Annotated in this window: 12 protein-coding genes and 3 tRNA genes; 13 read left to right on the top strand and 2 right to left on the bottom strand. The window is 64.6% G+C overall.

The annotated features are described in order from the left end of the window. The first annotated feature begins 70 nt into the window (after positions 1-70). Complete coding sequence (earP, locus tag AAFN46_RS18215) at positions 71-1216, top strand: elongation factor P maturation arginine rhamnosyltransferase EarP (RefSeq protein WP_347810110.1); 1146 nt, start codon at positions 71-73, stop codon at positions 1214-1216. Positions 1217-1250: 34 nt separating this feature from the next. Next, entirely contained in the window at positions 1251-1826 is a 576-nt protein-coding gene (gene efp / locus AAFN46_RS18210) for an elongation factor P (protein ID WP_347810109.1), read from the top strand. A 73-nt stretch (positions 1827-1899) separates the two neighbouring features. Here efp and AAFN46_RS18205 read toward each other — a convergent pair whose 3' ends face one another. Then, on the bottom strand, positions 1900-3741 hold the full coding sequence (locus AAFN46_RS18205; RefSeq protein ID WP_347810108.1) for a sigma-54-dependent Fis family transcriptional regulator: 1842 nt from the start codon (positions 3739-3741) through the stop codon (positions 1900-1902). A 369-nt stretch (positions 3742-4110) separates the two neighbouring features. On the opposite strand from AAFN46_RS18205, the gene AAFN46_RS18200 reads away from it, so the two are divergent. The 6 genes from AAFN46_RS18200 to AAFN46_RS18175 are packed head-to-tail and all read left to right on the top strand — an operon-like array spanning position 4111 to position 10038. Further along, positions 4111-5193 carry an ABC transporter ATP-binding protein gene (locus AAFN46_RS18200; protein ID WP_347810107.1) on the top strand — a complete coding sequence of 361 codons (1083 nt, stop codon included), beginning with the start codon at positions 4111-4113 and terminating at the stop codon, positions 5191-5193. Between the two features lie 10 nt (positions 5194-5203). Then, on the top strand, positions 5204-6301 hold the full coding sequence (locus AAFN46_RS18195) for an ABC transporter ATP-binding protein (protein WP_347810106.1): 1098 nt from the start codon (positions 5204-5206) through the stop codon (positions 6299-6301). After that, positions 6298-7164 (top strand): sugar ABC transporter permease, encoded by an 867-nt coding sequence (locus AAFN46_RS18190; protein ID WP_347810105.1) that lies wholly within the window; start codon positions 6298-6300, stop codon positions 7162-7164. The genes AAFN46_RS18195 and AAFN46_RS18190 overlap by 4 nt, the downstream gene beginning before the upstream one ends. A 9-nt stretch (positions 7165-7173) precedes the next feature. After that, positions 7174-7974, top strand: coding sequence for a carbohydrate ABC transporter permease (locus AAFN46_RS18185; RefSeq protein WP_347810104.1), 801 nt, complete (start codon positions 7174-7176; stop codon positions 7972-7974). Between the two features lie 12 nt (positions 7975-7986). After that, on the top strand, positions 7987-8259 hold the full coding sequence (locus AAFN46_RS18180; protein WP_347810103.1) for a DUF2160 domain-containing protein: 273 nt from the start codon (positions 7987-7989) through the stop codon (positions 8257-8259). A 39-nt stretch (positions 8260-8298) separates the two neighbouring features. Then, on the top strand, positions 8299-10038 hold the full coding sequence (locus AAFN46_RS18175; RefSeq protein WP_347810102.1) for an ABC transporter substrate-binding protein: 1740 nt from the start codon (positions 8299-8301) through the stop codon (positions 10036-10038). Positions 10039-10098: 60 nt separating this feature from the next. Here AAFN46_RS18175 and folD read toward each other — a convergent pair whose 3' ends face one another. After that, the gene (gene folD, locus AAFN46_RS18170) at positions 10099-10953 is read right to left on the bottom strand and encodes a bifunctional methylenetetrahydrofolate dehydrogenase/methenyltetrahydrofolate cyclohydrolase FolD (RefSeq protein ID WP_347810101.1); all 855 of its coding nucleotides are present in this window, start codon (positions 10951-10953) and stop codon (positions 10099-10101) included. 258 nt (positions 10954-11211) lie between these two features. Between folD and AAFN46_RS18165 the strand changes: the two genes are divergently transcribed. From AAFN46_RS18165 to clpP, 5 genes are all read left to right on the top strand, one after another. Further along, positions 11212-11288: transfer RNA gene (locus AAFN46_RS18165), tRNA-Arg, on the top strand. 32 nt (positions 11289-11320) lie between these two features. Then, a tRNA-His gene (locus AAFN46_RS18160) sits at positions 11321-11396 on the top strand. Between the two features lie 55 nt (positions 11397-11451). Continuing rightward, positions 11452-11536 (top strand) — tRNA-Leu (locus AAFN46_RS18155). Between the two features lie 147 nt (positions 11537-11683). Next, a complete protein-coding gene (gene tig, locus AAFN46_RS18150) occupies positions 11684-12994 on the top strand; it encodes a trigger factor (RefSeq protein WP_347810100.1) in 1311 nt (436 codons plus the stop codon). A gap of 91 nt (positions 12995-13085) precedes the next feature. After that, positions 13086-13721 carry an ATP-dependent Clp endopeptidase proteolytic subunit ClpP gene (gene clpP, locus AAFN46_RS18145; protein WP_347810099.1) on the top strand — a complete coding sequence of 212 codons (636 nt, stop codon included), beginning with the start codon at positions 13086-13088 and terminating at the stop codon, positions 13719-13721. Positions 13722-13743: the final 22 nt, after the last annotated feature.

The raw sequence follows: 13743 nt of genomic DNA, 5'->3' as shown, positions 1-13743 counted from the left end.
TGGGCGCGGCAGCGCGGCTTGCGCCGAAACGGCAACAGACCCTAAGGTGCCGGCGCGGCAATCGGGGGCAATGAGCATGCGTTGGGACATTTTCTGCAGCGTGGTGGACAACTACGGCGATATCGGCGTGACCTGGCGCCTGGCGCGTCAACTGGCGGCCGAGCACGGCCTGGCGGTGCGCCTGTGGGTGGACGATCTGCGGGCATTCCAGCGCATCCGCCCGCAGTGCGACGCGGCATCCGAGGCGCAGTGGCTGGAGGGCGTGGAGGTCCGTCACTGGTCTCAGCGCCTGCCCGAGGTGGAACCGGCCGATGTGGTGATCGAGGCCTTCGCCTGCACCCTGCCGGAGGCCTTCGTGGCGGCGATGGCGGCGCGCGCTTCCCGGCCGCTGTGGCTGAATCTGGAGTACCTCAGCGCCGAGGCCTGGGTCACCAGCTGCCATGGCCTGCCGTCGCCGCAGGCGAACGGTCTGCAGAAGTTCTTCTTCTTCCCCGGTTTCGTCGAGGGCAGTGGCGGGCTGCCGCGCGAGTCCGACCTGTTGGCGCGGCGCTCGCGTTTTCAGGCCGACCCCGAGGCGCGGCGAGCCTTTCTCGCCGGCCTGGGAGTCGAGCAGTGGACCGGCGCGCGGCTGGTCTCGCTGTTCGCCTATGAAAATGCGGCGCTGCCCGCCTGGCTCGACGCCCTGGCGCAGGCGCCCGAGCGGACCCAGCTGCTGGTGCCGCGCGGGCGCATCGAGGCCGACCTGCTGCCCTGGCTCGGCGTAGACGCGGCCGCGCAGAGGGACTGCTGGCGACGCGGCAATCTGCAGGTGCATCTGCTGCCGTTCGTCAGCCAGGACGACTACGACCGCCTGCTGTGGAGCTGCGACCTTAATGCGGTGCGTGGCGAGGACTCCTTCGTCCGCGCGCAGTGGGCCGGGCGGCCGCTGCTCTGGCATATCTACCAGCAGGAGGAGGGGGCGCACTGGGACAAGCTGGATGCCTTCCTGGCGCTCTACGGCGAGGGGCTGCCGCCCGCCGCTGGCGCGGCACTGGTCGACTGCTGGCATGCCTGGAATGGCCGGGGCGATATGGCGCAGGCCTGGCGGGCCCTCTCGAGCCAGATGGGGTTCCTGTCTGCGCATGCGCAGAGCTGGTGCGCCACGCAGGCCTCTCGTCCCGATCTCGCCGCGGCGCTGGTGCAGTTTCACCGAAATTGGCTATCATGCGCGGCCTAGAAATCTGTACCTCCATCCAAATCCGGATATTTGTATGAAAACCGCACAAGAAATGAAGGCCAACAGCGTGGCCCTGATCGACGGCCACCCGTGGCTGATTCAGAAGGCCGAATTCACCAAGTCCGGCCGCAACAGCGCCATCGTCAAGATGAAGCTGAAGAACCTGATCAACGGCTCCAAGACCGAGACCGTGTACAAGGCCGACGACAAGATGGAGCCGGTCATCCTTGAGCGCAAGGAAGTGACCCTGTCCTACATCAACGGCGAAGACTATGTCTTCATGGACACCGAGTACAATTCCTACGAACTGCGCGCCGAAGACCTGGAAAGCGTCCTGCCGTTCATCGAGGAAGGCATGACCGACGTCTGCGAAGCCGTGTTCTTCGAAGGCAAGGTGATCTCCGTCGACCTGCCGACCACCATCGTTCGCCAGATCGTCTACACCGAGAACTCCGCCCGTGGCGACACTTCCGGCAAGGTGATGAAGCCGGCCAAGCTGCGCAACGGTACCGAAGTCAAGGTTGCAGACTTCTGCAACATCGACGACTGGATCGAGATCGACACCCGCGACGGTTCCTACAAGAGCCGTACCCAGGCGCCGCAGGCCTAAGCCTTCCGCCTCGCGTAAAAAACCCGGCAGCTGCCGGGTTTTTTATTGCCTGTCTGGGCTACATCTGCCGTCTTCAGACTTTCAGCCCCTGTTCGCGCAGGCGCTTGTACAGGGTGTTGCGGCTCAGGCCCAGGCTGCGCGCCAGGTGCGAGACATTGCCGCCGCAGGCCTGGTACTGGCTGGCCAGGTCGTCGGCTTGCAGGGGCGCTTCGTGGGCGTACGGGACTTCGGTCTCGCTCTCCAGATCGGCGAAGAAGTCATCCGGCAGGTGCTCGGCGCGAATGGGCTGATCCTCGGCCATGGCCAGGGCGATCTGCATCACGCTGCTCAGCTGGCGCAGGTTGCCGGGCCAGGGGTGGCGTAGGAACAGCTCCACCACTTCGCGACTGAGACCGGCCCACTGGCTGGGCTCGCGGTGCTGTTCCCACACGCGCTGGAACAGCGCGGCCTTGTCGCTGCGCTCGCGCAGCGGCGGCAGCTCCAGGTTGAGGCCGCTGATGCGGTAGTAGAGGTCGGCGCGGAACAGTCCGGCGTCCACGTCCTGGCGCAGCGGTCGGTTGGTGGCCGAGACCAGGCGGATGTCCACCGGGTAGGGCTCGCCACCGCCCAGCGGCTGCACGCTGCGCTCCTGCAACACGCGCAGCAGGCGCGCCTGCACGGCCAGCGGCATGTCGCCGACCTCGTCGAGGAACAGGGTGCCCTTGTGCGCCTTGCGGATCAGGCCGATGCTGCCCTTCTGGCTGGCGCCGGTGAAGGCGCCTTTCTCGTAGCCGAACAGCTCCGACTCCACCAGTTCGGCGGGTATCGCCGCGCAGTTCACCGCGATCAGCGGCTGGCCGGCGCGCGAGCTGGCATTGTGCAGGGCCTTGACGAACACCTCCTTGCCGGCGCCGGTCTCACCCTGGATGAGGATCGGGATGTCCTTCTCCACCAGGCGCTCGGCCTGGCGCACGGCCTTGTCCACCCGTGGGTCGCCGAGGTTGATGTTGGCCAGGGTGAAGCCCTCCTGGCGCGGCGCCTGGGCCGGCTGCGGGCGGAAGTCGCGCGGCTGGATGCGCGGCTTGCGCGGGCGCTTGAGCAGGCCGTGGAAGCGGTAACGGCCGGTGGCGCGCAGGGCGAAGGGCAGGCTCTCAGGCTGGTTGAGCAGCTGCAGCAGCGGCACGTCGAACAGGCTCTCGATGTTCACCCGCGACAGGCCGACGCCGAGCAGGCTGTCGGCGCGGCGGTTGGCCGAGACGATCTGCCCGGCTTCGTCGAACACCAGCAGGCCGGCCCACTGGCTGTCCAGGTTGTCCAGGCTGGTGTTGAAGCTGAGCTGGAAGTAGTCGTCCTTGAACAGGTTGAGGATCAGCCGGTTCTCCACCGACTGGCTCATCATCTTGACCATGCCCAGGGTGTGTGCCGGCGGCAGGTAGCTGTCGCTGGAGACGTCGAGCACGCCGATCATCTGCCGGCTGGCGTCGAAGATCGGCGAGGCCGAACCGGTCATGAAGCGGTTGGCCTTGAGGAAGTGCTCGTCGCGCTGGATATGCACGGCCTGGCCGCAGGCCAGCGCCGTGCCGATGGCGTTGGTGCCGCTGTGGCGCTCCTGCCACCAGGCGCCGGGGGCGAAGCCGGCGGCCTGGCTGGGCTCGACGAAGCGGCGGTCGCCCCAGGACTGCAGCAGCTGGCCCTGGTTGTCGGCCAGCATGATCAGGCAGTTGGAGTTGGCCAGGATGTTCTCGTAGTAGGGCAGTACCTCCTGGTGGGTGGTCTGCACCAGGAAGTGCTGGCTCTCCAGCAGAGCGGAGACCTCGCCGGGGGCGGCCTGGCCGAAGGCCGGCTGGCTCTGGTGGGTGAGGCCGAAGTCGCGGCAGCGGCTCCAGGAGTCGCGAACGATGGCGTCGTGGCTCGGCGCCGAGGCAGTGGCAGTCATGGGGTATCGCCTGGTTCTTGTCTTTATAGGGGTACAGCTTCCGTGCTGGCGTCGCCGTTACTGCAATGGGCGGGCCGGCGGGAGCGACTCGCGCTCCCGGCCCCTGTCCGTAGGCCGGGCAGGGAAAAACCTTCGCCCAGTGTTGTTCATTGCTGTTCAAAGTCAACGGTCAAATTGTTCAGTTGTTCAGTCGATGCTGTTCAGAACTGTTCAGGACGAGTGGCGTCATTCATCGCTCTTGAGTGCTAAATTCTTGTAAATCAAAGATATGGCTGATGCATGTCGATGCTGGCACGAATGTCGCCTTATGAGCGTGCCGCTCGCGAGGCACCTTCGCGGCGGCGGGTGCAATAATCATAAGGACACGCCATGTCGTTAACGCTGGAACATGTCTGTCGCGTGGTCGACCAACAGGTCTATATCGACGATGCCTGCCTGAGCTTCGAGCCGGGGTCCTTCAACGTGCTGGTGGGGCGCACGCTCGCCGGCAAGACCTCGCTGATGCGCCTGATGGCCGGGTTGGACAGGCCCACCAGCGGCCGCATCCTGATGCACGGCGCCGATGTCACCGGCGTGCCGGTGCGCCAGCGCAACGTCTCGATGGTCTACCAGCAGTTCATCAACTATCCGAACCTGACGGTGTTCGAGAACATCGCCTCGCCGCTGCGCCAGGCCGGGGTGACCAAGGCAGAGATCGAGCGCAAGGTGCACGAGACGGCGCAGATGCTGCGCATCGACAAGTTCCTCAAGCGCTACCCGCTGGAGCTGTCCGGCGGCCAGCAGCAGCGCACGGCGATGGCCCGCGCGCTGGTCAAGGATGCCGATCTGGTGCTGTTCGACGAGCCGTTGGTCAACCTCGACTACAAGCTGCGCGAGGAACTGCGCCAGGAGATGCGCGAGCTGTTCCGCGCCCGCCGCAGCATCGCCGTGTACGCCACCACCGAGCCCAACGAGGCGCTGGCCCTGGGCGGCACCACCACCATCCTGCACGAAGGAAGGGTGATCCAGAGCGGCAAGACCACCGAGGTCTACCACCGGCCGCAGCAGGTGCTGGCCGCCGAGCTGTTCTCCGAGCCGCCGATCAACCTGATGCACGGTCGCATCAGCGACAGCGAGGTGAGCTTCGAGGATTTCGTGCACTTCCCGCTGACCGCCGAGCTGCGCGACCTGGCGGAGGGGCAGTACCGCTTCGGCGTGCGCCCCGGGCATATCGGCCTGGTGCCGTCCAACGACGACGATCTGGAACTGGCGGTCATCGTCGAGCTGGCCGAGATCAGTGGCTCGGAGACCTTCCTCCACGTGCGCAGCGAACATTTCGCCCTGGTCCTGCACCTGCAGGGCGTGCACGAGTACGACGTCGATGCGCCGATCCGCATCTACATTCCGACCCACAAGCTGTTCGTCTTCGACACCCGGGACCAGTTGGTCCTGGCACCGATCCGCCGGTCCTGAGGAGCGCACCATGGCCGAAATACGCCTGCAGAACCTGGCCCACAGTTACAGCGCCCAGCCGAGCGGGCCGGACGACTACGCCATCCGCGAGATGACCCATGTCTGGGAGCAAGGCGGCGCCTACGCGCTGCTCGGCCCCTCCGGCTGCGGCAAGTCGACCCTGCTCAACATCATCTCCGGGCTGCTCAGCCCGTCCGAGGGGCAGGTGCTGTTCGACATGCATGAGGTCAACGAGCTGCCACCGCAGGAGCGCAACATCGCCCAGGTGTTCCAGTTTCCGGTGGTCTACGACACCATGACGGTGTTCGACAATCTGGCCTTTCCGCTGCGCAACCAGGGCCTGGCCGAGTCGCGGGTGACCAGCAAGGTGCACGAGATCGCCGAGGTGCTGGACCTGCACCCGCTGCTGCACAAGAAGGCGCGCAACCTCACCGCCGACGAGAAGCAGAAGGTTTCCATGGGCCGTGGCCTGGTGCGCGACGATGTGTCGGCGATCCTCTTCGACGAACCGCTGACGGTGATCGACCCGCACCTGAAGTGGAAGCTGCGGCGCAAGCTCAAGCAGATCCACGAGCAGTTCAATATCACCATGGTCTACGTCACCCACGATCAGCTGGAGGCCTCGACCTTCGCCGACAAGATCGCGGTGATGTATGGCGGGCAGATCGTCCAGTTCGGCACGCCGCGCGAGCTGTTCGAGCGACCGAAGCACACCTTTGTAGGCTTCTTTATCGGCAGCCCGGGGATGAACCTGATCGAGGTCACGCCCTATGCCGGCGGCGTCTGCTTCGGTCAGACCCGCGTGCCGCTGGCGCCGGCCCTGTGCAAGCGCCTGGCCGAGTTGGCCGGGCGTGCGCTGAAGCTGGGCATCCGCCCGGAGTTCGTCCATGTCAGCGACGAGCCCTTCGTCGATGCCCTGCGCGGCGAGGTGCGCCACGTCGAGGACCTGGGCACCTACAAGATTCTCACCCTGGAGCTGGACGGCGTGACGCTCAAGGCGCGCCTGCAGGAAGACCTGCCGGTGCCGCACAAGGTGGCCTACATCGGCTTCCCGTCGCAGTGGCTGATGCTCTATGCCGACGAGGTGCTGGTGGAGGTGCGCCCATGAACAAGGTCAGCAACAACAAGGCCTGGTGGCTGGTCCTGCCGGTGTTCCTGCTGGTGGCCTTCAGCGCCATCCTGCCGATGATGACGGTGGTCAACTACTCGGTGCAGGACATCTTCGACGCCAGCACCCGCACCTTCGTCGGCGTGGAATGGTACGAACAGGTGCTGCAGAACGAGCGCCTGCACGACTCGCTGCTGCGCCAGTTCATCTTCTCCGCCTGCGTGCTGCTGATCGAGATTCCGCTGGGGATAGCCATCGCCCTGTGCATGCCGACCAAGGGCCGCTGGGCTTCGGCCTGCCTGATCGTCATGGCCATCCCGCTGCTGATCCCGTGGAACGTGATCGGCACCATCTGGCAGATCTTCGGCCGTGCCGACATCGGTCTGCTGGGCTGGAGCCTGAGCGAGCTGGGCGTCAGCTACAACTATGCCTCCAACACCATGGACGCCTGGGTCACGGTGCTGGTGATGGACGTCTGGCACTGGACTTCGCTGGTGGCGCTGCTGTGCTACTCGGGGCTACGCGCCATTCCTGACGTGTACTACCAGGCCGCGCGCATCGACCGCGCATCGAGCTGGGCGGTGTTCCGCCATATCCAACTGCCGAAGATGAAGAGCGTGCTGCTGATCGCCGTGATGCTGCGCTTCATGGACAGCTTCATGATCTACACCGAGCCCTTCGTGCTCACTGGCGGCGGACCGGGCAACGCCACCACCTTCCTCAGCCAGACGCTGACCAAGATGGCGGTGGGACAGTTCGACCTGGGGCCGGCGGCGGCGTTCTCGCTGGTGTACTTCCTGATCATCCTGCTGGTGTCCTGGGCCTTCTACACGGCCATGACGCACAACGACGAGAAGCGCTGAGGAGCCGCCATGACCATTCGCAAAGCCCTGGCGCTGCTGCTCTACATCCTGTTCCTGCTGGTGCCGATCTACTGGCTGCTGAACATGTCGTTCAAGAGCAACAGCGAGATCCTCGGCGGCCTGAGCCTGTGGCCGCAGGAGTTCACCCTGGCCAACTACCAGGTGATCTTCACCGACCCGAGCTGGTACGAGGGCTACCTCAACTCGCTCTACTACGTGTGCCTGAACACCCTCATCTCGCTGCTGGTGGCGCTGCCGGCGGCCTACGCCTTCTCGCGTTACCGCTTCCTCGGCGACAAGCATCTGTTCTTCTGGCTGCTGACCAACCGCATGGCGCCGCCGGCGGTGTTCCTGTTGCCGTTCTTCCAGCTGTATTCGTCCATCGGCCTGTTCGACACCCATATCGCCGTGGCCCTGGCCCACTGCCTGTTCAACGTGCCGCTGGCGGTGTGGATCCTCGAGGGCTTCATGTCCGGGGTGCCGAAGGAGATCGACGAGACGGCCTATATCGACGGCTACAGCTTCCCCAAGTTCTTCGTGAAGATCTTCATCCCGCTGATCGGCCCCGGCATCGGCGTCACGGCCTTCTTCTGCTTCATGTTCTCCTGGGTCGAGCTGTTGCTGGCGCGCACCCTGACCTCGGTCAATGCCAAGCCCATCGTCGCGGTGATGACCCGCACGGTGTCGGCCTCGGGCATCGACTGGGGGGTGCTGGCGGCGGCCGGGGTGTTGACCATCCTGCCGGGCATGCTGGTGATCTGGTTCGTCCGCAATCACGTGGCCAAGGGCTTCGCCCTGGGCCGGGTCTGAGGAGACACGACTATGGAATGGATGGCCTGGACCCCGGTCACGGCGGCCTTCTTCGGCGGCATCGCGCTGCTGCTGATCGGCATGACGGTATGGGAAATCCGCTCGCCCTGCGTGGAGCGCAAGGGCTTTCTACCGATCGCCACCACCCGCGGCGATCGCTTGTTCATCGGTTTGCTCGGCAGCGCCTACCTGCACCTGCTGGTGGTGGGCGCGACCGACTGGAGCACCTGGATAGCCTCGGCGCTGTCCGTCGTGTGGTTACTGCTGGTGATGCGTTGGGGCTGACCTGCCTGGTCGGTTTTCTATTCAAGCAAGGAGGAGTCTATGTTCGACAACAACTACAAGACCCGACATAGCATGGCGCTGGCGGCCCTGCTGACGTTGTCCGGATTGAGCGGCGCGGCCTGGGCGGATGCCTATGAAGAGGCGGCGAAGAAGTGGATCGACAGCGAGTTTTCGCCGTCCACCCTGACCAAGGAGCAGCAGCTCGCCGAGCTGCAGTGGTTCATTAAGGCGGCCGAGCCGTTCCGCGGCATGGAGATCAATGTCGCCTCGGAGACCATCGCCACCCATGAGTACGAATCCAAGGTGCTGGCCAAGGCCTTCAGCGAGATCACCGGGATCAAACTGACCCACGACCTGATGCAGGAAGGCGACGTGGTGGAGAAGCTGCAGACCCAGATGCAGTCCGGCAAGAACATCTACGACGGCTGGGTCAACGACTCGGACCTGATCGGCACCCACTTCCGCTACGGCAAGGCGGTGGCCATCAGCGACATGATGGCTAACGAGGGCAAGGACTTCACCTCGCCGACCCTGGACCTCGAGGATTTCATCGGCCTGTCCTTCACCACCGGGCCGGACAAGAAGCTGTATCAGCTGCCCGACCAGCAGTTCGCCAACCTCTACTGGTTCCGCGCCGACTGGTTCGAGCGGCCGGAGCTGAAGGCCAAGTTCAAGGAAATCTACGGCTACGAGCTGGGCGTGCCGGTCAACTGGTCGGCCTACGAGGACATCGCCCAGTTCTTCACCGAGCACGTCAAGGAAATCGACGGCAAGCGCGTCTACGGCCACATGGACTACGGCAAGAAGGACCCGTCGCTGGGCTGGCGCTTCACCGACGCCTGGTTCTCCATGGCCGGTAGCGGCGACAAGGGCCTGCCCAACGGCATGCCGGTGGACGAGTGGGGCATTCGCGTCGAAGGCTGCCGTCCGGTGGGCTCCAGCGTGGAGCGTGGCGGTGACACCAACGGCCCGGCGGCGGTCTACGCCACCACCAAGTATGTCGACTGGATGCGCCAGTACGCGCCGCCGGAGGCACAGGGCATGACCTTCTCCGAGGCCGGTCCGGTGCCTGCGCAGGGCAACATCGCCCAGCAGATCTTCTGGTACACCGCCTTCACCGCCGACATGACCAAGCCGGGGCTGGCGGTGGTCAACGAGGACGGCACGCCGAAGTGGCGCATGGCGCCTTCGCCCAAGGGGCCGTACTGGGAGGAGGGCATGAAGCTCGGCTACCAGGACGCCGGTTCCTGGACCTTCCTCAAGTCGACCCCGGAGAAGCAGCGCCTGGCGGCCTGGCTGTACGCCCAGTTCGTCACCTCCAAGACCGTGTCGCTGAAGAAGACCCTGGTCGGCCTGACGCCGATCCGCGAGTCGGACATCAACTCCCAGGCCATGACCGACGCCGCGCCCAAGCTGGGCGGTCTGGTGGAGTTCTACCGCAGCCCGGCGCGGGTGCAGTGGACGCCGACCGGCACCAACGTGCCGGACTACCCGCGTCTGGCGCAGCTGTGGTGGCAGTTCATCGCCGAGGCGGCCAGTGGCGACAAGACCCCGCAGGAGGCGCTGGATGGCCTGGCCGCCGCCCAGGACACCATGATGGGGCGTATCGAGCGCTCCGGCGTGCAGGGTGACTGCGGCCCGAAACTCAACGAGAAGAAGGATCCGCAGTACTGGCTGGACCAGCCGGGCGCGCCCAAGCCGAAGCTGGAAAACGAGAAGCCGCAAGGCGAGACCGTGAGCTACGACGAGCTGGTGAAGTCCTGGCAGAAGTCCGAGTAAGGCTGCGGTGGAAACGAAAACGGCGCCCTCGGGCGCCGTTTTTCATTGCCGGGGCGACACTCAGGCGTGCAGGTGCTCGGCCGCGTACAGGGTGTTCTCCAGCAGGCAGGCGCGGGTCATGGGGCCTACGCCGCCCGGCACCGGGGTGATCCAGCTGGCGCGCTCGGCGGCCGCCTCGTACTCCACGTCGCCGACCAGCTTGCCATCGGCCTGGCGGTTGATGCCCACGTCGATGACGATGGCACCCGGCTTGATCCACTCGCCCTTGACCAGGCCCGGCTTGCCGGCGGCCACCACTACGATGTCGGCCTGGGCCAGATGGCCCGGCAGATCCTTGGTGAAGCGGTGGGTGACGGTCACGGTGCTGCCGGCCAGCAGCAGCTCCAGGGCCATCGGCCGGCCGACGATATTGGAGGCGCCGACGATCACGGCATGCTGGCCATGCAGGTCGATGCCGGTGCTTTCCAGCAGGGTCATGATGCCCTTCGGGGTGCAGGGGCGCAGCAGCGGAATGCGCTGTGACAGGCGACCGACATTGAACGGGTGGAAGCCGTCGACGTCCTTGTCCGGGCTGATGCGCTCGAGTAGCTGCGAGGCGTCCAGGTGGGCGGGCAGGGGTAGTTGCACCAGGATGCCGTCGATGGCGTTGTCGCGGTTGAGCCGGTCGATCAGCGACAGCAGCTCGCCCTGGCTGGTGTTGGCGGGCAGGTCATGGGCCACGGAAACGAAGCCGACTTCCTCGCAGTCCTTGCGCTTGTGCGAGACATATACCTGGGAGGCGGGGTCGCTGCCGACCAGGATCACGGCCAGGCCTGGGGCGCGCAGACCTTGCTGGCGGCGTTCGGCGACGCGCTGGGCGATGTCCTGGCGAAGGTTGGCGGCAATGGCTTTGCCGTCGATCAGTTGTGCGGTCATGACGCTTGGTTAACCATGGGGAGGGTGGAAAAAGGTCGCGCATTTTCGCACGCCGGGCCGCCCGGGCAAAGGCGCGTGCGCGGCCAGTTCCCGTAACTCCTTTATCCAGCAGGATTTTTTTCATTCTCGTGTTGACGCTTGGCGGCGGCCTCTATAAGATTCGCCCCGCTTGTCGAGCACAGCCAGCCGCTGGGTAAGATGGCAACGACCGGAAGCGGTTGGAGCTGTAGCTTTAGAGTCTGTTTCGCAGATGATTAAGCGCCCGTAGCTCAGCTGGATAGAGCATCCGCCTTCTAAGCGGATGGTCGCAGGTTCGAGTCCTGCCGGGTGCGCCATTTGGCGAATCAGGCACAAGCACTGCAATATGGTGGGCGTAGCTCAGTTGGTAGAGCACAGGATTGTGGCTCCTGGTGTCGTGGGTTCGATTCCCATCGTCCACCCCATATTCGAGAAAGCGCCAGGCCCCAAGCCTGGCGTTTTCGTTTCAAGCGTTACCACGCGGACGTGGTGAAATTGGTAGACACACCAGATTTAGGTTCTGGCGCCGCAAGGTGTGAGAGTTCGAGTCTCTCCGTCCGCACCATCTCTCCTGCTATTCCTTTCCTTATATATCCCGTCATTTCTTGTGTCCGTTTGCGCAGGTGACTTCTGCCGTTCGAGCCACTAGAATGCTCGCCTTTGATTCTGGGGCCGGAACGGCCGGCTTATGTCTGTGCAACGAGGAATATCCATGCAAGTTTCTGTTGAAAGCACCTCCGCTCTCGAGCGCCGCATGACCATCGGCGTACCGGCCGAGCGCATCGAGACCGAAGTGACCAAGCGCCTGCAGCAGACTGCCCGCCGCGCCAAGGTTCCCGGCTTCCGTCCGGGCAAGGTGCCGATGAACGTCATCCGCCAGCGCTACGAGGACTCCGCCCGCCAGGAAGCCCTGGGCGACCTGATCCAGGCCACCTTCTACGAGGCCATCGTCGAGCAGAAACTGAACCCGGCCGGCGCACCGTCCGTCGAGCCGAAGACCTTCGAGAAGGGCAAGGACCTCGAGTACATCGCTACTTTCGAAGTGTTCCCGGAGATCAAGCTGGCCGGTTTCGAAGGCATCGAAGTCGAGCGCCTGCAGGCCGAGGTGAGTGACGCCGACCTCGACAACATGCTGGAAATCCTGCGCAAGCAGAACACTCGTTTCGAGGCCGTCGAGCGTGCCGCCGAGAACGGCGACCAGCTGAACATCGACTTCGTCGGCAAGATCGACGGCGAAGCCTTCGCCGGCGGCAGCGCCAAGGGCACTCCGCTGGTGCTGGGTTCCGGTCGCATGATTCCGGGCTTCGAGGATGCCCTGGTCGGCGTCAAGGCCGGCGAAGAGCGCGTGATCAACCCGACCTTCCCGGCCGACTACCAGAACCTGGACCTGGCCGGTAAGACCGCCGAGTTCACCGTCACCGTCAACAGCGTGTCCGCCCCGCAGCTGCCGGAGTTGAACGACGAGTTCTTCGCCCTGTTCGGCATCAAGGAAGGCGGCCTGGAAGGTTTCCGCGCCGAAGTGCGCAAGAACATGGAGCGCGAGCTGCGCCAGGCCATCAAGTCCAAGGTCAAGAACCAGGTGATGGAAGGCCTGCTGGCCGCCAACCCGGTCGAAGTGCCGAAGGCCCTGATCGGTAACGAAGTGAACCGCCTGCGCGTGCAGGCCGTTCAGCAGTTCGGCGGCAACATCAAGCCGGACCAACTGCCGGCCGAGCTGTTCGAGGAGCAGGCCAAGCGCCGCGTGGTGCTGGGTCTGATCGTCGCCGAGGTGGTCAAGCAGGGCGAGCTGAAGGCCGACGAGGCCCGCGTGCGCGAGCTGATCGAGGAAATGGCCTCCGCCTACCAGGAGCCGCAACAGGTCGTGGCCTGGTACTACAAGAACGACCAGCAGCTGAACGAAGTGCGTTCGGTTGTACTGGAAGAACAAGTTGTAGATACTGTCCTGCAGAAGGCCAAAGTGACCGATAAAGCGGTCTCCTACGAAGAAGCGGTCAAGCCGGCGGAAGCCCCGCAAGCTGCCTGATCCCTCGCCTCGTTAGAGCACACCATAAGCCAGCCTTCGCGCTGGCTTATGCGTCTTTAGAGACATGACTATTAGGGAGAGATCGCTAGACATGTCGCACCACTCTTTCATGAACACCATGCCCGATATCCAAGCCGCCGGCGGCCTCGTGCCGATGGTGATAGAGCAGTCCGCCCGTGGCGAACGCGCCTACGACATCTATTCCCGCCTGCTGAAGGAGCGGGTGATCTTCCTGGTCGGCCCGGTCGAGGACTACATGGCCAACCTGGTGGTGGCCCAGCTGCTGTTCCTCGAGGCCGAGAACCCGGACAAGGACGTGCACCTGTACATCAACTCCCCGGGTGGCTCGGTGACTGCCGGCATGTCGATCTACGACACCATGCAGTTCATCAAGCCCGACGTGTCCACCATCTGCATCGGCCAGGCCTGCAGCATGGGGGCCCTGCTGCTGGCCGGCGGCGCCGCCGGCAAGCGCTACTGCCTGCCGCATTCGCGGATGATGATTCACCAGCCGCTGGGCGGCTTCCAGGGCCAGGCCTCGGACATCGAGATCCACGCCCGCGAGATCCTCACCATCCGCGAGCGTCTGAACAAGATTCTGGCCGACCACTGCAAGCAGCCGATCGAGGTTATCGCCAAGGACACCGACCGCGACAACTTCATGAGCGGCGAGGAAGCGGTCAAATACGGCCTTATCGACAAGGTTCTGGACAAGCGTCCCGTCTGATCAGCGCTTCAGCGCAGCGGCC

Origin of the sequence: Pseudomonas sp. CAU 1711, assembly GCF_039888625.1 — a bacterium.
Taxonomy (GTDB): Bacteria; Pseudomonadota; Gammaproteobacteria; order Pseudomonadales; family Pseudomonadaceae; genus Aquipseudomonas.
This window is presented reverse-complemented; position numbering and strand designations above follow the sequence as displayed.

Excerpts from the sequence above, each read along its gene's own strand:
- AAFN46_RS18190 (WP_347810105.1), top strand. The coding sequence starts at position 6,298 with ATGAACAAGGTCAGCAACAACAAGGCCTGGTGGCTGGTCCTGCCGGTG.
- AAFN46_RS18195 (WP_347810106.1), top strand. The coding sequence starts at position 5,204 with ATGGCCGAAATACGCCTGCAGAACCTGGCCCACAGTTACAGCGCCCAG.
- clpP (WP_347810099.1), top strand. The coding sequence starts at position 13,086 with ATGTCGCACCACTCTTTCATGAACACCATGCCCGATATCCAAGCCGCC.
- AAFN46_RS18200 (WP_347810107.1), top strand. The coding sequence starts at position 4,111 with ATGTCGTTAACGCTGGAACATGTCTGTCGCGTGGTCGACCAACAGGTC.
- folD (WP_347810101.1), bottom strand. The coding sequence starts at position 10,953 with ATGACCGCACAACTGATCGACGGCAAAGCCATTGCCGCCAACCTTCGC.
- earP (WP_347810110.1), top strand. The coding sequence starts at position 71 with ATGAGCATGCGTTGGGACATTTTCTGCAGCGTGGTGGACAACTACGGC.
- tig (WP_347810100.1), top strand. The coding sequence starts at position 11,684 with ATGCAAGTTTCTGTTGAAAGCACCTCCGCTCTCGAGCGCCGCATGACC.
- efp (WP_347810109.1), top strand. The coding sequence starts at position 1,251 with ATGAAAACCGCACAAGAAATGAAGGCCAACAGCGTGGCCCTGATCGAC.
- AAFN46_RS18175 (WP_347810102.1), top strand. The coding sequence starts at position 8,299 with ATGTTCGACAACAACTACAAGACCCGACATAGCATGGCGCTGGCGGCC.
- AAFN46_RS18205 (WP_347810108.1), bottom strand. The coding sequence starts at position 3,741 with ATGACTGCCACTGCCTCGGCGCCGAGCCACGACGCCATCGTTCGCGAC.
- AAFN46_RS18180 (WP_347810103.1), top strand. The coding sequence starts at position 7,987 with ATGGAATGGATGGCCTGGACCCCGGTCACGGCGGCCTTCTTCGGCGGC.
- AAFN46_RS18185 (WP_347810104.1), top strand. The coding sequence starts at position 7,174 with ATGACCATTCGCAAAGCCCTGGCGCTGCTGCTCTACATCCTGTTCCTG.